The organism is Paraburkholderia sp. DD10, from assembly GCF_049177125.1.
GTDB lineage: Bacteria > Pseudomonadota > Gammaproteobacteria > Burkholderiales > Burkholderiaceae > Paraburkholderia > Paraburkholderia terricola.
The window spans coordinates 2,507,770-2,528,274 of record NZ_CP185392.1; the positions used below are offsets into that span (position 1 = coordinate 2,507,770).

Sequence of the window (20,505 nt, forward strand, 5' to 3'; positions counted from 1 at the left end):
CCGACCATCACGGTCGACCGGCTTTCCATTTCCAGCACGCGGGGCTTCGATCGCCGGCTTACTTCGCAAACAGCGACGACATATCCGCGAACGCCTTGAACTCCAGCGCATTGCCCGAGGGATCGAGGAAGAACATCGTCGCCTGTTCGCCGACTTCGCCCTTGAAGCGCACATGCGGCTCGATGATGAAGTCGATGCCGGCTTGTTGCAGCTTGTCGGCCGCGGCCTGCCATTGCTGCATCGACAGCACCGCGCCGAAGTGACGGACCGGCACCGCATCGCCGTCGACCTTGCTGGTGTGACGGTGGCCGATTTCGTCCGGCGCGAGGTGCGCGACGATCTGGTGGCCGTAGAAGTTGAAGTCGACCCACGCTTCGGAACTGCGCCCTTCGGGGCAGCCCAGCAGTTCGCCGTAAAACGCGCGCGCGGCGGCGAGGCTATGGACAGGAAACGCCAGATGAAACGGCGGCAAAACGGTTTCGGCAACGCTCATGATGTAAAAACTCGCTGACTGGAAATGGGAGCCAGTTTAACCATGACTAAAAATGGTGAAAAACGATATATATTTGACCTGACCACCACCAAAATCGATTGATCGACTGATGCTCAGCGAACTCAAAACCTTTATCGCCGTCAGCCAGTACGGCACGTTTTCCGCCGCGGGCGCGCGCATCGGCCTCACGCAGTCGGCGGTGAGCGCGCAGATGCAGCGGCTCGAAGCGGAACTCGGCTTCGCGCTGTTCGACCGCACCGGCCGCTCCGCGACGCTCAACGATGCCGGCCGCGAAACCCTCGCGCTCGCGGAGGAAATGATGACGCTCTACGCGCGGCTCTCCGAACGCGGCGCGGTCGCGGCGGAAAGCGGCATGCTGCGGGTAGGCGCGATCGCGTCCGCGCAAGTGTCGTTTCTCGCCGACGCCCTCGCCCGCTTTCGCGTCGACCGGCCGGGCTGGCGAATTCGCGTCGTGCCCGGCGTGTCGCTGGGTTTGTTGGGCCAGGTGGATTCCGGCGAACTGGATCTCGCCGTCATCATCAAGCCGCCGTTCGCGCTGCCCTCGGAACTCGAATGGCGCACGCTCGTCACCGAGCCGTTCGTGCTGCTCGCGCCCAAGGCGCTGGCGCGCGGCAAGCGGTCCTGGCGCGAACTGCTCAAAAGCGAGCCGTTCATCCGCTACGACCGCACGTCGTTCGGCGGCCGGCTGGTCGATCGGTTTCTGAGGCGCTCGCGCCTGAACGTGCACGACGTGATCGAACTGGATGAGTTGCAGGGGATCATGCAACTGGTGGCGCGCGGCATCGGCGTGGCGCTGATTCCGAATACGGCGGGGCTCGGCAAATGGCCCGCCAACGTCGCCGCGCTCGAACTCGGCGACGCGACGTTTCACCGTGAAATCGGTCTCGTGCAGCGGCCGCGGCATAGCCGGCAGGCGGTGGCGGAAGCGCTGGCCGATTGCATCGGCGCGGCGGCGGGTCACTGAGCCGCGCGGCGCACGCTCGATTGTGCTGTCGCGATGGCCGTCAACTGTACCTGTGAGCTTCGCATGGCGGCGTGCAGAATCGGCGCATGCGCCTTCATTCGCGCTTTTCGGCCCGCCGCCAAGGATCAAGTCCCATGACCGCCAGCACCTTCCTCACCGCCGACGTCCTGATCGCCTATAGCGCCTACTTCGTCGGCACGGCGAGTCCGGGGCCGAGCAATCTCGCGATCATGTCGCTGGCAATGAGCGCCGGCCGCAAATCCGCGCTGACCTTCGCGCTCGGCGTCGTATCCGGCTCGTTCTTCTGGGCGCTGCTGGCTTCGCTGGGTTTGTCGGCGGTGCTCGCCAGCTACTCGGAATGTCTCGTCGCGATCAAGATTGCCGGCGGGCTTTATCTGCTGTGGCTCGGGTTCAAGTCCGCGCGTTCGGCATTCAGCGCCGGCGCGTTGCCTGCGAATACCGTCCGGCAAGATGAACCGCTCGGGCGTCTGTATCTGCGCGGCCTGCTGTTGCATCTCACCAACCCGAAAGCGATCCTCGTCTGGCTGTCGATCGTTTCGCTGGCCATGGCGCCGGGCGACGGCGCATCGCACGTTTCGCATACCGCGCCTGTGGTGCTCGGCTGCATGTGCATCGGGGTATCGGTGTTCAGCAGTTATGCCGTGCTGTTTTCCACCGCGTCCGCACGGCGCGTCTATGTGGCGATCCGGCGCTGGCTCGACGGGTCGCTCGCGATCATGTTCGGCATTGCCGGCATCAAGTTGCTGACGTCGAAAAACTAGCCGCTATTCGCCAACCGCAAACGCTTGCTTGACGTCTTCCAATAGCGTTGGCGTGCGAGCAAAACCGCCGCGCCGCTACGAAGCATCTTTCACGTGCTTGTGCGGCTCCTCCACGCCCGCCGAGCGCAGCGCCTCATGCAGCGTGCCGAAAATACAGCTCGCGCCGACGATCGGCGTGATGCCATGCCGGTCCATATCCGAGCGCAAATAACGGTTCACGCGCGCGAAAATCACGCCGATGCCGCCGTGTTTCAAGCTCTCGCACAATTCGCCCACCGAGCGCGCCGCTGAATAATCGACATCGGTAATCGCGCTCGCGTCGATCACGAACCAGCGCACGGGGCTCGGCGCATCGGCGATCAGGCGACGGGTATCGTCGACGAAAAAGTGATCGTTCGCGTAGAACAGATCGGCGCCGAAGCGATAGACGATCAACCCCGGCGCGGTCTCGATACCGGGCACGGCGGGCACCGGAATCCACACGCCGTCCTGGCCGGGGGCGAGGATCATGGTGTGCGGCCGGTAGCTGTGCCGCACGTGACGCAGCAGCGATAGCGCCACCGCCACGAGAATGCCGTGCTCGACGCCGATCAGCACCACGGCCGCCGCCGTGAACACGGCGAGCGCGAATTCGCCGGGACTTTCGCGGCGAATCGCAAACAGCGTCTTGAGATCGATCAGGCCGATGGCGATCGTCAACACGATGCTGGCGAGAATGCAGTGCGGCAGATACTGCAAAAAGCGGCTGAAAAACAGCAGCACGAGCACCACCACCGCCGCGAACACGAGTTGCGCGACCTGGCTGCGCGTGCCGGCGCGATCGGCCATCGCGGTCTGCGTGGGACTGCCGTTGACCACGAACGCGCCCGACAACGCCGCCGCCGCGTTGGCCGCGGCGATGCCCAGCAAGTCGGCATTGACATTCACGGGCTCGTGATACCGCTCGGCGAACACGCGGCTCGCAGCGGCGCTTTGCGCGACGATCATCACGAAGCAGGACGCCGCGACCGGGAAGAGATCGAGCATCTGCTGCCATGTGACCGACGGCATCGACAGCCCCGGCAATCCGCCCGCTACCGGACCGAGCACGGCGATGCCGTGGGCGGCGAACCCGTAGACGTCGCTCGCCGCGATGCCCGCGACGACCGCGATCAACGGCACGGGCACGCGTGGCAGAAAGCGCTTGCACGCCAGAATGGACACGACCACCAGCAGCGAAATCGCCAGCGTCGGCCAATGGATTTGCGTCGACTCGCGCACTACCAGCGCGAGCTGATCGACGCTGCGCGCGGCATGCCCCGGCACGCCCGACATATCGCCCAGCATGGCGATGCCGACTTGCACGCCGACGCCGGCGAGAAAGCCGACCAGCACCGTGCGCGACAGGAAATCGGCGAGAAAGCCCAGTTTGAAAATGCGCGCGACGAACAGCAAGGCGGCGGTCAGCAACGCGACCATCGCGGCGAGCGACGCATATTCCGCGCTCGAAGCCGGCGCCATCGTGGAGAGCTGGCTCGCGAAAATGGTGGCGGTGGCCGAATCGGCGGCCACGACGAGATGCCGCGATGCGCCGAAAAACGCAAACGCCACAAGCGGCAGAAAGACGGTGTAAAGACCCGCGACGGCCGGCATGCCGGCGATGCGCGCGTAGCCGAGCACTTGCGGAATATCCATCGACGCAAGCTGCACACCGGCTAGCGCGTCGCGGGCGGCGCCGGCGCGGCTCAACGGAAGCACACCTTTCAACACGCCGACGCGGGCGTTGATATACCCCAGAAAATCTCGCATGCGCGATGCTGCCCCGTACTTAGGTTATCGCGCATCGTGCCGTGACTCGGCACTTAAAGGCAAGGTCCGGGTAGCGTCGGACTTCGCGGGTTCAACGCCTGAACTGCCCCGTCAGCGGATCCACATGCCGCGCGAACCCGAACAGCGCGGCGATACAGATTGGACAGGCGATGATAAACACGGTCAACATCTCACACCCCGTAGCAGTAACGTTTTGTTACCGGCAAGTCTAGGCGATCGGCCAGCAAATTAAAGGGAGGAAAACGCAATGCAGTGTTGCCAGTTATTACGCCAGTAAGGAATCTTGGGGGCGGTACTTGCCGTGGTCCGGCGTCCAATATTCCTGACGAAGAGACGGGTTTTGTCTGAAATATCGGACGTCGTCACTTCTCTCCTTATAGACCCCGACCGCTCTCGTCGACGCTAGATGTCCGATATTTTTGACAAAATATGAGTGTTTGCCTAATATATCGGACATGCCTCGCACCTTTCCGCGCCCCTTTCCGTCAGTCGAAAGGCAAATCCATTCGCTCGGCGAACGGCTCAAGCTCGCACGTCTGCGGCGTGAACTCCCAACGGCACTGTTCGCCGAACGGCTGGGCATCTCACGCGATACGCTGAACCGCCTTGAGAAAGGCGATCCGAATATCGCGCTCGGCACCTATATGAGAGCGCTTCGCGTGTTGGGCCTCGACAAGGACATGGATGCCGTCGCCCGCGACGACGAACTTGGTCGCAAGCTCCAGGATCTCAAGCTGCCGGGTCAGCGAAAGCCGCGCCCCAAAGCGCCCGGCGCCGTCCAGATCAAGGCGGAGCGTACAGCAACCCAGAAAACTTCCAAGAAGTCCGATGGTCAGCAATAAGCCCCGTGACACGTACCATGTGTTTCTCGACACGGCCGAACTGGGCAACCTTCAACACGTCGGCACGTTGTATCGCCAGGCTGCGCGCAGCGATTTGCCCGTATCGTTTGCTTATACGAAGAACTGGGTAGAGAGCCGCCATGCGTTCATGCTCGATCCGCGTCTCGAGTTGTGGACCGACGAGCAATACCCGCCCGCCAAGTCCGCGGCATTCGGCGTTTTCATGGACTCAGCGCCGGATCGTTGGGGCCGTGTCCTCATGGAGCGCCGCGAGGCTGGCGCAGCCGATCGCGAAAACCGGCCAATGCGTAATCTGCGGGAGATCGATTTCCTGCTTGGCGTGCACGATCTGACACGCGTCGGTGCGCTGCGCTTCCAGGACATGGACGGCAATTTTCTCGACAACAGCGCCAATGCCGCTCCACCCGTCACCGATCTTGCGACCCTGGCCTATGTCAGCCTGCGTATCGAAGAAGCCGGTGTCGAAAAACTGCCGGAATACGATCAATGGCTTGCGATGCTGATCGCCCCTGGCACATCGCTCGGCGGCGCTCGTCCCAAGGCCAACTTCAGCAGTCTCGGCGACGCTCTCTGGATCGCGAAATTCCCCGCGAAAGACGATCGCTACGACATCGGCGCGTGGGAGTACATCGTTCATCGCCTGGCAAGGAAAGCGGGTATCGAGGTGCCTGCATCCGAACTCAAGTATGTCGGCGCACGTTATGGCACCTTCTGCGTCGAACGGTTCGATCGCAGCGCGGGCAGCCGGCGCATGTACGCATCCGCCATGACCTTGCTTGAACGTCGGGACGGGGATTCGGATGCAAGCTATCTGGACATCGCCGAGTATCTTGCGAGCAACGGCGCGCAAAGCCATATCGACGAAGATCTTGCTCAGCTTTTCAAAAGAGTGGCCTTCAATGTCATTGCAGGAAATCGCGACGATCATCCACGCAATCACGGCTTCATCCGCGAAGCGTCGGGCTGGCGGCTGTCGCCAGCGTTCGATATGAATCCAAACCCGGCCAAGCGCGAACATGCACTTACGCTGGACGGCATGAGCGCATTGCCGGATCTCGAAACAGTGATCGAGACCGCCGGGTTTTATCGGCTGGATCACGCGCAAGCGAGCCGCGTGATAGAGGAGGTAAAAGACGCCGTCAGCACGTGGCGGCAAGAAGCCTCCGCCCTCGATCTGTCCCGCCCCGAGATACAGCGGATGGAGAACGTGTTTCAGGTTTGACGGGCTATCGCGGTGACCGGGCGCACAGCGGCGCGCAGCATTAAAGGCAAGCCCAGCAGACTCCCTTATAATCCGGCATGACCCGAACCCCGCTCCTCCCGCCGCCCACGCGCGCCCACCCAGCCGCAATACGCCGCCGCGCCGCCCACCGCTTCACGGTGGCCGCATGAAAACCCCTAAACGCCTGCTGCCGCTCGTCGAAGAGGGCCTGATCGACGAGGTCATTTCGCAATTGATGAGCGGCAAGGAAGCCACCGTCTACGTGGTGCGCAGCGGCGACTCCACGCGCTGCGCGAAGGTCTATAAAGACGCCAAACAGCGCAGTTTCCGCCAGGCCGCGTCCTATCGCGAAGGCCGCAAGGTCAAGAACAGCCGTCAGCAGCGCGCGATGGAAAAAGGCAGCCGCTACGGCCGCGAAGTGCAGGAACAGGCCTGGCAGAACGCCGAAGTGGATGCGCTGTTCCAGCTCGCCAATGCCGGCGTGCGCGTGCCGCAGCCGTTCATCTGCACCGACGGCGTATTGCTGATGGAACTCGTGACCGACGCCGACGGCAACGTCGCGCCGCGTCTGAACGACGTCGACATGACCGAGGAACGCGCGCTCGAATTGCACGCGCTGCTGCTCGATCAGGTGGTGCGCATGCTGTGCGCCGGCGTGATTCACGGCGACCTGTCCGAATACAACATCCTGCTTGCCGCGGACGGCCCGGTAATCATCGACTTGCCGCAAGCCGTGGATGCCGCCGGTAATCTCGAGGCGCCGGCCATGCTGGAGCGCGACGTGAACAACCTCGCCACCTATTTCGGCCGCTTTGCGCCGGCGTTGCTCGACGCCAGCTACGGCAAGGAAATCTGGGCGCTGTTCGAAGCCGGCGCGCTGCATGTCGACGCGAAGCTGACCGGCCGCGTCGAACTGGACACCACGCCGATCGACCTCGAAGCCGTGCTGCAAGAGCTCGAAGATACGCGGCTCGACGAAGAAGCGCGCCTGCGCTACGAACAGTCGCTGCGCAGCGGCACATGAGCCGTTCGCGCGGCGGCATGTAAACGCCGCCTGAATGCCGTATGAACGCGGCATCAACGTCGCGCCGAATCGGGGCTACGACGCGTTATCGCGGCTAGTCACCTTGCCGCAGCCGGAAGAACCCATAACGCCCGGCGCCGGCCCCACCGATTCGCGCATCGTCACGCTCACCGGAAACTCGCGGAATATCTCCCACGTGGTTCGGTAGCATTGATTGACGAGCCAGCGCACCGCGTTCTGGGTCAATTCCGCCGTCGGAATCCGCACCGAGGTGAGTCCCGGCGCGGCGTAGGCCGCCGAGTAATCGTCGTCATAGCCGATCACCGAGACTTCGTCCGGCACCGAAATGCCGACCTGATGAAAGCGCGCGAGCACGCTCACCGCCATCGTGTCGTTCGCGCAGAACAGGCCGGTGAAACGCCGCTTCGAATCGAGCAGCCTGATGGCGGCGGCGTAGCCGCCTTCCGGCGAGAAGTCCGATTCGATCAGCGTGACGTCGTCGCGCGCGATGCCCGCCCGCGCCAGTTCGGCGAAGAAGCCTTCGAGCCGGATCAGGTTGTCCGACGCGGTGAAAGGCCCCGAAATCACCGCGATGTCCCGATGCCCGTGATCGAGCAGCGTGCGCGCCGCCAGTTCGCCGCCGCGCCGGTGGTCGGCGCAGAACGACGCCTCCGGCAATTGATCGAACGCGCGGTTCAGGAACACCATTTTCGGATGCATCCGGTGCAGCATGATCAGGTCCTCGTCGTGCAGATCGTGGCTGATCACCACCACGCCGTCGCAATCGCGGCCAATCAGAAAACGCACCGCCTCGATGGCCTGTTCGCGCGGCGACACATCTCCGCAGCCGGTCGCCACCACCACGTGACGGTGCACCGCGCGCAGTTCGGTATCCGTCTGCTTGAGGATCGTGCCGTAGTAGGAGCCGAAGAACGTCGGCACGAAAATGCCGATCATGCCGAGCGATTGCGCCGCCATCGCGCGGCCGATCGACGACGGACGGAAGTTCAGCGCTTCGATCGCCGCCTGCACGCGCGCGGCGGCGTCGGCCGAGACGGGCCCCTTGCCGGAAATGGCGCGCGAGGCGGTCGACATGCCCACGCCGGCCAGTGCCGCGACATCCTTGAGTGTTGCCACGCGGTTCTCCGTCGAGCGAGGTGGTTTTCGATGTGGCGTTTAGCGCACCGCGCGCCGGCGCTACAGGCGGGTGCCGTCCGCTTCGTCGAACAGCGAAACATGCGCGCCGTCGAATGAAAACGCCGCGGTGTCGCCGACCGCAACCGGCGTTTTGGTCTGGTCGATCGACGCAATCTGCGCTCCATGATAGTCGAGCCAAATCACGCGGTGGTTGCCCATCGGCTCCACGAGCGAAACTTTTGCGCGCTCGCTCGCGGCCTCGCCCATCCGCACCCGCACGTCCTCGGCGCGCACGCCGAGCACGCACGGCAGCGAATCCGCCGGCGCACTTTTGAACGGATACGCCGACACGTCGAGCCATAAATGCGCGGAGCGGAAATGCGGCGCGCCGTCGCGCGACTCGAGCGTGCCCTTGAGCAGGTTCATCGCCGGCGATCCCAGGAAGGTCGCGACGAACAGATTGCCGGGCCGCGCGTAGACCTCGGCCGGCGTGCCGAACTGCTGGATCACGCCGCCGCGCATCACCGCCATGCGCGTGGCGAGCGTCATCGCTTCGACCTGATCGTGGGTCACGTAGATCATCGTCGCGCCGAGACGCTGATGCAGTTGCTTGAGTTCGCGGCGCAGTTCGGTGCGCAGCTTGGCGTCGAGATTCGACAGCGGCTCGTCGAACAGGAATACGTCGGCCTCACGCACGATCGCCCGCCCGATCGCCACGCGCTGCCGCTGCCCGCCCGAGAGCTGCGCGGGTTTGCGCTTGAGCAGCGGCCCGAGTTGCAGCATCTCGGAAGCGCGCGCCACGCGCCGCGCGATTTCCGCTTTCGGCGTGCCGTTGATGCGCAACGCGAACGACAGGTTGCGCTCCACGCTCATGGTCGGATACAACGCGTACGACTGAAACACCAGCGCGATGCGGCGGTCTTTCGGATCGGCCCACGTCATGTCCTCGCCGGCGATCTCGATGCTGCCGTCCGTCACGTCGATCAAGCCGGCAATGCTGTGCAGCAAGGTGGACTTGCCGCAGCCCGACGGTCCGAGCAGCACGACGAACTCGCCCGCGCGCACGTCGAGGTCGAGATTCTCGATCACGGTATTCGCGCCCAACCGGATCGTCAGATTGCGCACCGCCACGTTGGCCGGATGCGTCAGGCTCGCCGCGTCCGCGACCTCAGGGGCGTTCGCCACGCCCGCCGCCTCGGCCACCGCTGTCATATTTGCCAGGTTCGTCATCGCCTTATCCCTTGACCGCGCCGGACGCAATGCCGCGCACGAACCAGCGGCCTGAAATGAAGTAGACCGCGAGCGGCACCATCGAAGTCAGAATCGTCGCCGCCATGTTCACGTTATAGAGCCGCTCGCCGGTCGTCGTGTTGATGATGTTGTTCAGTTGCACGGTCATCGGCAGGTTTTTCGTGCCGGCGAATACCAGCCCGAGAATGAAGTCGTTCCAGATGCCGGTCACCTGCATGATGATCGCGACGACGATGATCGGCGTGGACATGGGCAGCATCAGTTGCACGAAGATGCGCCAGAAACCGCCGCCGTCCACGCGCGCCGCCTTGAACAGCTCCTGCGGAATCGACGCGTAGTAGTTGCGAAACAGCAGCGTCATCACCGGCATGCCGAAGATCGTGTGAATCACGACGATGCCCGGCAGCGAACTGAACAGATGCACGCTCGCCAGCACGCGCACGAGCGGATACACCATCACCTGCACCGGAATGAACGCGCCCATCAGCAGCACGCCGAACAGCAGGCCCGCGCCGCGCGGCCGCCAGAACGACAGCGCATAGCCGTTCACCGCGCCGATCGCGATCGAGAGCACCGTGCTCGGCACGACGATACGCACCGAGTTCCAGAAGCCGACCTGAATGCCGTTGCAATCGAGGCCCGTGCACGCGGATTGCCATGCGGCGCCCCATGCGTCGAGCGTGAAATGCGCGGGGAGAGCCAGAAGATTGCCGAGACGGATCTCGCTCATCGGTTTGACCGACGTGACGAGCATCACGTAAAGCGGCAGCAGAAAGAACAAGGCGGCCGTCAAGAGAAACGCGTAGACGCCGAGACGCGCCGGTGTGAAGGTCGACCGGCGGCGACGCTGCGTGCCGCCCTTCAGCGTGGAGCCGAGCGCGTTCATCACACCTCCTTGCGCAACGCCGCCCGGCTGCGGGCATAGAAGAACGGCGCGAGAATCGCCAGCACCGTCGTCAGCAACACGATCGAGGCCGCGGATGCCAGGCCGATATTGGCGCGGCCGAACAGGTAGTCCATGATGAACTTCGCCGGCACTTCGCTCGCCGTGCCGGGGCCGCCTTGCGTCATCGCGACCACCGCGTCGTAAAGCTTCACGACCATCACGAACAGCAGCACGAAAGCGGTGGAGATCGAAGGGCCGAGCATCGGCACGACGATGCTCGCATAAACGCGCCAACGCGGAATGCCGTCGATGCGCGCGGCTTTCCACAGTTCGTCGTCGATGCCGCGCAAGCCCGCGAGCAACAAGGCCATCACCAGACCCGACGCCTGCCACACGGTGGCGATGACGATCGTATAGATCACCCGATCCTGATCGACGATCCAGTCGAAGCGCGCATGCGCGAAGCCGAGCGTGTGCAACACGGCCTGCGCGCCGAGCTGCGGATTCAGAATCCATTGCCAGACGAGGCCCGTCGCCACGAACGACATCGCATACGGATACAGAAACACCGTGCGCAACGCGCCCTCGCCGACCACCCGCTGATCGATGAAAATCGCCAGCAGCAAACCGATCACCATGCACGCGACGATGAAGCACGCGCCGTAGATCACGATGTTTTGCAGCGACAGCAGCCAGCGGTCGTTGTTGAAGAGCCGCACGTATTGCGTGAAGCCCGCGAAGTCGCCGGATGGAAAGGTGCGCGAATTGCTGAGCGACACGCGCGCGGTCCAGATCATCGTGCCGAGATAGGCGAACACGACGGTCGCCACCATCGGCAGCAACGCAAGCCACGCCGCGATCGGCCAACGCTTTTTCAGCGGTTTCGTGCGCGGCTTGGCCCGATGCTTCGAACCGGCGGTTTGCAGCTTGAGCGCGTGCATCGCGAGCACCTAGCTCTTCAGCGCATTGGCAAACGCTTTTTGTGCATCGTCGACCGACTGGTTCTTGTTCCAGAAGTTCGTGACGACGTCGATCAACGCGCCCTGCATGTCGGGCGACAGCAGCATCTCGGGATTCGGCAACTGACGCGACTTGTCCTTCATGATCGCCATGCCCTCCTTCGCGCAGATGTCGAGACTGCTCGCATCCGCGTCGGGACGAATCGGAATGGAGCCTTTCCTCGCGCTGAATGCGACTTGCGCGGACGGCGAGGTCATGACCGTCGCGAGCAGGTTCTGCGCCTTGATCGCGCTGGCGTTGTCCGTTTTCGGGAACACGAAGACGTCGCCCGCGACCAGATACGGCGAATGCGGACCGAAGCCGGGGAAGCAGCCGAAGTCTTTTCCGGCGCTTTGCTTCGCAGCCGAGAATTCGCCCTTGGCCCAGTCGCCCATGATCTGCACGCCCGCCTTGCCGGAAATCACGAGCGCGGTCGCATCGTTCCAGTTACGCCCCGGCGAGCCTGGATCGACGAAATCATGCAGGCGCTTGAAGGAAGCGAGCACCTTCCTGAACGCATCGGACTTCACCGCGTTCATGTCGTGATCGCGGTACACCTTCAGATAGAGATCGGGACCGCCCACGTCGGCCAGCACCGCGTCGAAGGTGATTTTTTCCTGCCACGGCTGGCCGCCGAAGGCGAGCGGGATCACGCCCGCGGCTTTCAGCTTGCCCAGATTGGCGATGAATTCATCGAAGCTCTTCGGCTCGGCGGTAATGCCGGCCTTCTGGAACACCGGCTTCGAATAGAAGAACCACGCGGGCATGTGAATGTCGACGGGCGCCGCATAGTAATGGCCCTTCACCTTGATGCTGTCGATGATCGACTGCGGGAACACGCCGTTCCAGTTCTCTTTCGCGGCGACGTCGTCGACATTGTTCAGCAGGCCCTGATCGATCAGGTCGTGAAACTGCTTCGACGTGTTGAACTGCGCGGCCGTGGGCGGATCGCCGCCGACGATCCGGTTGATCGCGGTGGAGCGCGCCTGGTCGGCGCCGGCCACCGCGTTGTCGACCCATTGGCCGCCGGCCTTGTTGTACGCATCGGCGAACTGGCGGATCGCGGCGGACTCGCCGCCCGAGGTCCACCAGTGAATCACGTTGGCTTTCAGGGGCTCCGCGTGCGCGGCCACGCCATATAACGCCAGCGCCGCCACTACATTCGCCACGGCCATTTTTCTGCTGTTCATTCCGTCTTCTCCTGGCTCGACGCCCTGTTTCGGGTCGATATGCGGACCGGCTTCATCCGCTTTATAGACGCGTTTTATAGGCCCGCGTTGTTGACGTGCGCTCGCTCCTTCAGGAACCTGGACACCAGCTCGGCGCTACGTTTAACGGTGCGTTTCTGCGTGGCGTAATCGACGTGCACGATACCGAAGCGCCGCTCGTATCCGAACGCCCATTCGAAGTTGTCCATCAGCGACCACAGAAAATAGCCGCGAATGTCCACGCCGGCCTTGATCGCTTCATCGACCGCGGCGAGATGGCGCTTGAGGAACGAGACGCGCTGCGTGTCATCGACGCGGCCGTCGATCACCTTGTCGTCCGAGGCCATGCCGTTTTCGGTGATGTAGATCGGCGGCAGATTCCGATACGTGCGCCTGAAACCGGTCAGCAGATCGCGCAAGCCGTCGGGATACACCTCCCAGCCCATCTGCGTGCGCTCGACGCCTTCGAGCGGCACCTCCTTGAACCCATGCGCGCCGTCGCTCGCGACATTGGTGCGGAAGTAATAGTTGATGCCGAGAAAATCCAGCGGCGCGGCGATGGTCCGCATGTCGCGGTCCAGCACCAGCGGCTCGGTGCCCGGCCACAACTCGAACAGGTCTTGCGGATACGCGCCCTTGAGCAGCGGATCGAGAATCCAGGCGTTGTGCTGCACTTCGAACAGATGCGCGGCGCGCTGATCGGCGGCGCGCTCGCTGTTGGCCGTGCCTCGTCCGATGTTCGCGACAATGCCCTTTTGCGAGGCCGGATCGTTGACGCGCAGCACAGGTATCGCAAGACCGTGCGCAAGCAGCAGATGATGCATCGCCTGGGTCGCGAAGCGCGGGTTCGCGAGACCCGGCGCGTGGTGGCCGTTGCCGTAGCCGAGATAGGCCGAGCACCACGGCTCGTTGAGCGTTGCCCACGCGTCGACCGTGCCGGCGAGTTCGCGGCTCATCAGGTTGGCGTAATCGGCGAAACGGTAGGCGGTATCGCGATTGAGCCAGCCGCCGCGATCTTCCAGATGCTGCGGCAAGTCCCAGTGATACAGCGTGACGAAGGTCTTGATGCCCTTCTCTTTCAAGCGCCCGAGCAGGCGTTTGTAGAAGTCGAGTCCCTTGCGGTTCGGCGCGCCTGCCGCGTCCATCACGCGCGGCCAGGCAATCGAGAGCCGATAAGCTTCGAGGCCCAGGCTCGCCAGCAGGTCGACATCCGCTTCCCAGCGATGATAGTGATCGCAGGCCACGGCGCCGGTATCGCCCGCGAGCACCTTGCCGGGCGTGGCCGAAAACGTGTCCCAGATGGATGGCAAGCGGCCGTCCTCGTTCACCGCGCCCTCGATCTGATACGACGCGGTGGCGGCGCCGAGCAGAAAATTCTTGCGCCATAGCGACGAGTCCGCAGGCGGCGTAAAGGGATCGGCGAGAGATTGAGGGGAGCGTGCGTCGGATACAGCGAATGCGTCGTTATCCACGGATCCTCCTGATAGGAGTGGAAGCGCTTCCACAAGGACCAGCGAACGATAGCAGCGGCGGATTCCACGCAGCAATCAGGGTATGTCTGGAGCGATGCTGGCATGCGCGGCGCCGGGATGCGCCGTGCATTGCGAGAGGCTTGAACGACGCGCGAATGCGCGAGCGGAACGTGATTCGCCGCCCAGTCGAAAGGCCGCGCGCCGCGTCAGGCGAACAGCGTTGCTGATGAAGTTCAGGCCTTTACCGGCAAGTCGAAAACGCCGCGATCGTAGGCTTCGCTATACGTTTTCCAGTCGGCGGCCACCTGCGCCGCGCATTGCGTCGCAAGTTCGATCAGCGGCGCTTGCCAGTCCCGGCGATTGCCGAAGGCGATCAGGTCATCGGCGATCGACGACTTCTGCCGGCCGCCGCTGCGCAGATGCGCCCACGCGCTCAGTTCGGCCATGCTGTTGATCACCGCCTCCAGCCTGGACAACTTGCCGTCCCAGTCGCTCAAGGCAACGCGGTCCTCGGACGGTTGCAGGCTGCGCAACACATACGATCGCTGATTGAAGTCCACCGCGTGCAGGAACGCCTGCGAAACCGCCTGATTGCGCCGCTGAATGTCGACGACGCGTTCCGCCTCGCTCCGCCACTTCGGCTGCGGCGTGCCCACGTGCGGCGCCACCGAGGAAGGCAGCGCCTCCTTCAGATCGATCAGATAGTTGCCGTCCGGCGAGCCCTTGCCCTCGACGAGAATCACGTAGCGATCCACGCCGAGGCTTCCCGTCCCCGCGATTCGCCGCGCCACGTCGAGAATGCGATAGAAGTCGGGATTGGCCTCACTCGCCGCGAACCGGTTCATGAACCCGGTGACAGCGGCGCGCCGCTCGTCGCTCACCGGCAGCGCTTTCTTGCCGTCCACTTTCAGCATGCGGGCTTTGCTTTTGAGCGTGGTGCGCCGGTCCAGATGCGCGATGCGCGTGCGGCCTGCCAGCCCGTCGAACAGATCGCGCACCATGCCGACCGCGGTTTCGGTTTCGATCCAGCGAGCTTTGCCGAAGGCGAGCGCCGCGCCGTAAGCATCCACCGCGGTGTGGCAAAGCGCGAGCGCCTGCGCGCGGCTCAGCTTCAGAGCGCTTGCGCCGACCAGCACGCTCGTCAACAGTCGCACCAGTTCGTAAAGGCCCGGCGCGAGGCAGGCTTCGTCGAAATCGTTGTTGTCGAAATAGATCAGGCGGTTGTCGGCCTTGTAACTGCCGAAATTTTCCAGATGCATGTCGCCGCAAATCCAAACCGGCGGCGCGTCGTCGAGCACCTTGTCGCGCGGCAGGCGTTCGTAAAACAGATGACAGGTGCCACGCAGAAACACGAACGGCGAGCCGCGCATGGCTTTGTATTTCATCGCGAGTCGTTCGGGGTCGCGGCCGGCATTGAAGGCGGAGATGATCTGCGCGACATCTGGCATAAGTTGTTTCCCCAAAAAAAGGCGGCGTGTCGGCGCTCAGGAACCGGTCGTCCGATAGTCATCCGATAGTAACGCCCGTTGGCGCTCACGTTGAAGCCGAAACCGCATAGCCTCACGGGATCATGCGCGAGCACGTCGATCGTTTCGGGCGCGCTGAGCCGCGATTCGCGCAGGCGCTTGTCGTCGTGTTTGCAAACGGCGACGCGCGCCTGCCGCCCGTGTTTGCGCCGATGCGTTTCTACGCCGGCTCCTGCACGCCGAACTTCTTGCGATATGCACCGGGGCTCGTCAGCGCGATGCGCCGGAAATGCCGCCGCAGCGATTCCTCGGAGCCGAAGCCGGCGAGTTCGGCCACACGCGACATCGCCAACGGGGCCGGTGCTTCGAGCAGTTCGCGGGCCATCGCCACGCGCTCGCGCAGCAGCCATTCGTACGGCGCCATGCCGGTGGCGTCGCGAAACTGCCGTTGCAATGTACGCGGGCTCATCGCGGCCCGTTCTGCCAGCGAGCGCAGTGTATGCGGCAAGGCGGGATGACTGCGCACCCAGTCCATCAGTTTGGCGAGACGTCCGCTTTCGTCTTGCGGCATCGGCCGCGGCACGAACTGCGCCTGGCCGCCCTCGCGATGCGGCGGCACCACGAGCCGCTGCGCGACCCGGTTCGCCACCGCGCTGCCGTGATCGCGCCGCACCAGATGCAGCAGCATGTCGAGTCCGGCCGCCGATCCCGCCGACGTGATGATTTGCCCTTCGTCGACATAGAGCGCGTCCGGCTGCACACGCAGTTGCGGATAGCGCTGCTGCAATCGTTCAGCGTAGCGCCAGTGTGTCGTGACGGTCTTGCCATCGAGCACGCCCGCCGCCGCCAGCACGAACACGCCGGAGCAGATCGAGCAGAGGCGCGCGCCGCGTCGATACGCGGCGCGAATCTTCTTGAGGAGCGGTTCGGGCGGCACTTCGTCCGCATCGCGCCAGCCCGGAATGACGATCGTGTCGGCGCGATCCAGCAACCTGAGCGTGTACGGCGCGGCGATGGTGATGCCGCCCGCCGCGCGAATCGGGCCGGGTTCGCTCGCGCATGCCGCGAAGCGATACCAGTCGACGCCGAGCTCGGGGCGCTCGAGCGCGAACAGCTCGGTCACGCAGCCGAATTCGAATGTGCAAAGCCGGTCGTAAGCCAGCGCGACGACGAGATGATTGTGCATGGCGCGATGTTACCGAAGATCGGCGATTACGCCAGTTATCCAGCGCACCGGATGGAGACACCGCTGTTTCCCGCTCACGATAAAAGACCCGTGGTAATAAGCCGCGCACGACGTGATCAGGTTCCCGTGACAGCGAACCCCTCGTCGAGCCAGCCTGTCATGCCGCCGATCATGATCTTGACCGGGCGGCCGAGCTGGGCGAGCCGGATTGCGGCGCGCGTTGCTCCATTGCAGTGAGGGCCCGCGCAATAGGTGACGAAGAGCGTATCGGGCGGATATCCGGCAAGCTTCGACGCCACGATCTTGCCGTGCGGCAGATTCACTGCGCCTGGCACATGTCCGCGCGAGAAATGCGCGGGACTGCGCACGTCGAGCAGCACGAAATCGACCGACCGCGGGTCATCGCTGCCGAGTGCCGCGTGGACGTCGGCGCAATCGGTTTCGAATGTCAGCGACGCGCTGAAGTGGACGAGCGCCGCGGCGCTGTCGGCAAAGGGAATGGATGAGACAGCGGACATATCAGGCTCCTCGTGCGTGGATCGTTGCAACGCATTGTCCCGTTCCCATGCACGATCGACCAGTGGCGCAATTGACAGATTCCGGTAACATCCCGCCACGCTGCCATGACCGGTTTTGCCGGCAATACGCTCAGAAGCCCTTCTTCCGAATCCGCGCCCAATGTCGCCCGGTGCAATCTCGAGTTCGCCGCCGTCCTTGCGCAGCCAGGCTCGCGTCTCCCCATGCTCCCGCTGCTCACCACTTCTCCGCGAACGGTCGAATCGTATAGTCGAAGGACCATGCGGACGGATGCTGATGCGCGATGTGAAACACCTCGTCCGCAATGGCGTCGGGATGCGCGAAATATTCGTCGCGCGAAAAGGCCCAGTCCGGCGGCGGCTCACCCCATGCGGGCCGCACGCGCCCGTCTTCGCCGAGCCACGCCGCGTCGATTACCGCGTCGATCATCAGGTAACCGACATGCACCCGCTTCGGTCCGAGTTCGCGTGCGAGCGCTTCGGCGAGCACGCGCTGCGCGGCCTTGCTGGGCGCGAACAGCGCGTAGTTCGGCTTGCCGCGCAGCGCCGCCGTATTGCCCGTCACGACGATCGCTCCGCCGCCCGCCAGCACCATGTCCGGCGCGCACGCGCGCGCCAGATGCAGCAGCGCGGTCGTGTTCACGCGAAAGTTGCGCTCGAGCGCTGCCGGGTCGCCGTCGAGAAACGTGGCGAACGTTTCCGAGACCGCATTGTGCACAACGACCGACGGCTTGCCGAGCGTCTCGCGCACCGCCTCGAGCGTGCGCGCCAGCGCGTCGAGATCCGCCACATCGCAGACGAAGGCCGCGCTGTGCGCAATCTCGTGCTCGAGGCGCCGCAGCCGCTCGCCATTGCGCGCCAGCATCGCGATGCGGTAGCCCGCACGGGCAAACCGGCGCGCGATCGACGCGCCGGTTGCCGCTCCCACTCCCGTAATCAGGCATACCGGTTCGCTCATGCCGTCCTCCGTCTGCCGGTTGGGCGTCGCTCGCGTCATGCGGCGAGCGCGACTGTCAAAGCGTGAATCTGGCCGAACTGCGTGCGGATGTCGACCTTCTGCCCGGACTCGAAATCGCCGCGCAGCCGCGCCCGAATGTCCTCGCGCAGCACGTTCGGCCACGCGATGGTCAACTGGTTGACGCCATCGTTCACGATCTCGGCCGGCACCGCCACGCGCAGCGAGAGCCATTCGTCGTTGAGCAACGCGTCGCCCACGCGCCGGCCATTGAGTTCGACCGCGATCGTGCCCGCATCCCGCGCGCCCGGAATGCGCGCGGTCAGTTCTATGGACAGATCGCGCGGCGCATTGCATGAAAACGCATACGCGCTCGTGAGCCCGTAGACGGCGGAGTACGCGCGGCGATACCAGCGGTTGCGGTCGGTGAGTTCGGCCCAATGCGACTCCAGCAGATCGATCCGCGCGACCTCGCCGAGCGAGAGGTCGGGGTCGACCGACTGCGCCGCGAACTCGGGAAACACCGACGCGATCGCGCCCAGCAGCGCCTGCTCCTTGATGATCCCGCGTGCGAGCGGGCTATAACCGACCAGACAGACTTCGGCGATGTCGTTCTTCACGAGCTGGTCGAACGCGGGCAACAGGACGGGCGGCGTCTTGTGCCGGTATGCCTCGTGGACAAGCGCCACGCCGGTGGTCGCGATCGACGGGTCGTATTGCTTCGCGCGTTCGAGGTGATACTTGCAGATCTCGTCGTCCTGGCCCCAGTGCGCGTTGTGAATGCCGGCGAGCAGGTGCGCCCAGGCCTCATGCTGCGGCGCGGGCTTCGAGGCCGCGTCGACGAGATCGTCGAGGTGCGCGTCCTTGCCGAACAGCGCCGGCAGCAGTTTCTGGGCGACCGCCGCCATCGCGACGCGCATGCCTTCCGACGTGTGATGGCAGAAGTCGAGATACAGACGGCGGCCCGGAATTTCGTGCTCGTAGCGATCGCCGAATATCTGCGGCAGATCGACGACCGTCGCGCCGAACGACGGCGCGCGCCGCCGTATCGCCTCGGCCACGTTCACGAAGATGCCGGGAACGACGCGCGTATCGTCGATGATGTCCCGGCTTTCGCGCAGCGTGCGGTAGATCTCCTGACTGCGCTTGTGAAGACCGCGCTGCGCGCGCGCCAGCAAGTCGAGGCTCGCCGACGAGGTGCCGCCGTCGAGCCCGCGCGCGATCAGGATGGCCGCCTCGGCGCCCGCGAAATCGCCGTGCGCGAGCTTGTCCGTCGCGTCCTGCCAGGCGGCAACCCAGGCGCGCGTGTCGTCGGGGGACATGAGCGGCACGTCGAGCGCGCCGGCGGGCGTGCTGCTCCAATCCGCCACGTTGATTTCGGGAATCACGAACGTCACCGGCACATTCAGTGGCGCAAGCGAGGACGTCAGTTGTTCGACCACCTGCCCCGCGAAACGCTCGAGGCTTTCGAGCTGCCGGTCCAGCAGCTTCGAGAAACCGAGATTTTCCTCGATCAGTTCGCCGTCGGCGACGAACGATTCCGTCGACGTGTTGGCGAGCGCACCCACGCGCCAGTTGTTGCCGGCAAACACCACGACCGCGTCCGGCTCCAGCAGATGCACCGAAGCCGCGATACGCGAGAGCCACCACGGATCGCAATTGCTCTGCGCGAGATCGACGACCTCGACCGCCTCGGCGCCAGCCGTGATCTGTTCGCGCAGCACCTTGGCCGGGCTGTACACGGGGTCGAAAAAGAAGCCGCGCGCAACCGACTCGCCCAGCAGCACGATGCGTTTTTTCGCACCCTTTCTGCCGATGCGCTCCACGTCCGCGCAAAAGCGCCACAGGTCGATGTGCTTGCGAGCGCGAACGAACTCGCCGGTGCCCTCTTCCTCCTCCCAGATGCTGACCGAGCGCGTGCGACGCGCCTCGCCCGGTTCCTGCCCTCTGAGACTCGCAAAATCTTCCGCGAGCGCCGCGAACGGGCCGGACCAGTGATCCTGGCCGTGCGTGTCCGCGCGCTGTGTGCTTTCGCTCAGCAATTGCAGCACCGACAGCGCCGCGTTGTCCTGCTTGAGCAACGCGGCAAACCGGTCGCTCAATTCCTGCCGCGTGGCATGGATTGACATTTGGAGATGCTCCTCAAGTGTGTGAGAACAGGTGAACTCGCCTACGTTTCTTCTACGTCGACAACCCGACGAACCGTCGATAAACCAGCGAAGCGGGCGCGC

At 64.2% G+C, this 20,505-nt stretch carries 18 protein-coding genes; 5 read left to right on the plus strand and 13 right to left on the minus strand.

What is annotated here, in order from left to right; genetic code table 11:
- Positions 1-58: 58 nt before the first annotated feature.
- Positions 59-493 carry a VOC family protein gene (locus tag ACOCG7_RS11435; protein WP_073427354.1) on the minus strand — a complete coding sequence of 145 codons (435 nt, stop codon included), beginning with the start codon at positions 491-493 and terminating at the stop codon, positions 59-61.
- 109 nt (positions 494-602) lie between these two features.
- On the opposite strand from ACOCG7_RS11435, the gene ACOCG7_RS11440 reads away from it, so the two are divergent.
- A complete protein-coding gene (locus ACOCG7_RS11440) occupies positions 603-1,478 on the plus strand; it encodes a LysR family transcriptional regulator (RefSeq protein ID WP_073427353.1) in 876 nt (291 codons plus the stop codon).
- Positions 1,479-1,612: 134 nt separating this feature from the next.
- Positions 1,613-2,260: a LysE family translocator gene (locus tag ACOCG7_RS11445; RefSeq protein ID WP_073427352.1), complete on the plus strand. Its 648-nt coding sequence runs from the start codon at positions 1,613-1,615 to the stop codon at positions 2,258-2,260.
- Between the two features lie 75 nt (positions 2,261-2,335).
- On the opposite strand, the gene ACOCG7_RS11450 is transcribed toward ACOCG7_RS11445, so the two are convergent.
- Positions 2,336-4,048, minus strand: coding sequence for a SulP family inorganic anion transporter (locus tag ACOCG7_RS11450; RefSeq protein WP_073427351.1), 1,713 nt, complete (start codon positions 4,046-4,048; stop codon positions 2,336-2,338).
- A 476-nt stretch (positions 4,049-4,524) separates the two neighbouring features.
- On the opposite strand from ACOCG7_RS11450, the gene ACOCG7_RS11455 reads away from it, so the two are divergent.
- From ACOCG7_RS11455 to ACOCG7_RS11465, 3 genes are all read left to right on the plus strand, one after another.
- Entirely contained in the window at positions 4,525-4,911 is a 387-nt protein-coding gene (locus tag ACOCG7_RS11455; RefSeq protein ID WP_421375520.1) for a helix-turn-helix transcriptional regulator, read from the plus strand.
- A 19-nt stretch (positions 4,912-4,930) separates the two neighbouring features.
- Positions 4,931-6,154, plus strand: coding sequence for a type II toxin-antitoxin system HipA family toxin (locus ACOCG7_RS11460; RefSeq protein ID WP_421375522.1), 1,224 nt, complete (start codon positions 4,931-4,933; stop codon positions 6,152-6,154).
- Positions 6,155-6,320: 166 nt separating this feature from the next.
- Positions 6,321-7,178: a PA4780 family RIO1-like protein kinase gene (locus tag ACOCG7_RS11465; protein ID WP_073427348.1), complete on the plus strand. Its 858-nt coding sequence runs from the start codon at positions 6,321-6,323 to the stop codon at positions 7,176-7,178.
- 75 nt (positions 7,179-7,253) lie between these two features.
- Here the strand turns inward: ACOCG7_RS11465 and ACOCG7_RS11470 are convergent, their stop codons facing one another.
- From ACOCG7_RS11470 to ACOCG7_RS11520, 11 genes are all read right to left on the minus strand, one after another.
- Positions 7,254-8,315 (minus strand): substrate-binding domain-containing protein, encoded by a 1,062-nt coding sequence (locus ACOCG7_RS11470; protein WP_073427347.1) that lies wholly within the window; start codon positions 8,313-8,315, stop codon positions 7,254-7,256.
- Between the two features lie 60 nt (positions 8,316-8,375).
- Positions 8,376-9,545, minus strand: coding sequence for an ABC transporter ATP-binding protein (locus ACOCG7_RS11475; RefSeq protein ID WP_421375525.1), 1,170 nt, complete (start codon positions 9,543-9,545; stop codon positions 8,376-8,378).
- A 4-nt stretch (positions 9,546-9,549) separates the two neighbouring features.
- A complete protein-coding gene (locus ACOCG7_RS11480) occupies positions 9,550-10,452 on the minus strand; it encodes a carbohydrate ABC transporter permease (RefSeq protein WP_073427346.1) in 903 nt (300 codons plus the stop codon).
- On the minus strand, positions 10,452-11,393 hold the full coding sequence (locus ACOCG7_RS11485; protein ID WP_073427474.1) for a carbohydrate ABC transporter permease: 942 nt from the start codon (positions 11,391-11,393) through the stop codon (positions 10,452-10,454). The genes ACOCG7_RS11480 and ACOCG7_RS11485 overlap by 1 nt, the downstream gene beginning before the upstream one ends.
- A gap of 9 nt (positions 11,394-11,402) precedes the next feature.
- The gene (locus tag ACOCG7_RS11490; RefSeq protein ID WP_310118004.1) at positions 11,403-12,641 is read right to left on the minus strand and encodes an ABC transporter substrate-binding protein; all 1,239 of its coding nucleotides are present in this window, start codon (positions 12,639-12,641) and stop codon (positions 11,403-11,405) included.
- A 74-nt stretch (positions 12,642-12,715) separates the two neighbouring features.
- Entirely contained in the window at positions 12,716-14,131 is a 1,416-nt protein-coding gene (locus ACOCG7_RS11495; protein WP_073427344.1) for a GH1 family beta-glucosidase, read from the minus strand.
- Positions 14,132-14,364: 233 nt separating this feature from the next.
- The gene (locus ACOCG7_RS11500) at positions 14,365-15,579 is read right to left on the minus strand and encodes a DUF2252 domain-containing protein (RefSeq protein WP_421375529.1); all 1,215 of its coding nucleotides are present in this window, start codon (positions 15,577-15,579) and stop codon (positions 14,365-14,367) included.
- A gap of 238 nt (positions 15,580-15,817) precedes the next feature.
- The gene (gene ftrA / locus ACOCG7_RS11505; protein ID WP_073427342.1) at positions 15,818-16,783 is read right to left on the minus strand and encodes a transcriptional regulator FtrA; all 966 of its coding nucleotides are present in this window, start codon (positions 16,781-16,783) and stop codon (positions 15,818-15,820) included.
- A gap of 116 nt (positions 16,784-16,899) precedes the next feature.
- Positions 16,900-17,301 carry a rhodanese-like domain-containing protein gene (locus ACOCG7_RS11510; RefSeq protein WP_421375531.1) on the minus strand — a complete coding sequence of 134 codons (402 nt, stop codon included), beginning with the start codon at positions 17,299-17,301 and terminating at the stop codon, positions 16,900-16,902.
- Positions 17,302-17,536: 235 nt separating this feature from the next.
- Entirely contained in the window at positions 17,537-18,277 is a 741-nt protein-coding gene (locus ACOCG7_RS11515) for an SDR family NAD(P)-dependent oxidoreductase (protein ID WP_073427340.1), read from the minus strand.
- A 35-nt stretch (positions 18,278-18,312) separates the two neighbouring features.
- On the minus strand, positions 18,313-20,403 hold the full coding sequence (locus ACOCG7_RS11520) for a hypothetical protein (protein WP_083081151.1): 2,091 nt from the start codon (positions 20,401-20,403) through the stop codon (positions 18,313-18,315).
- Positions 20,404-20,505: the final 102 nt, after the last annotated feature.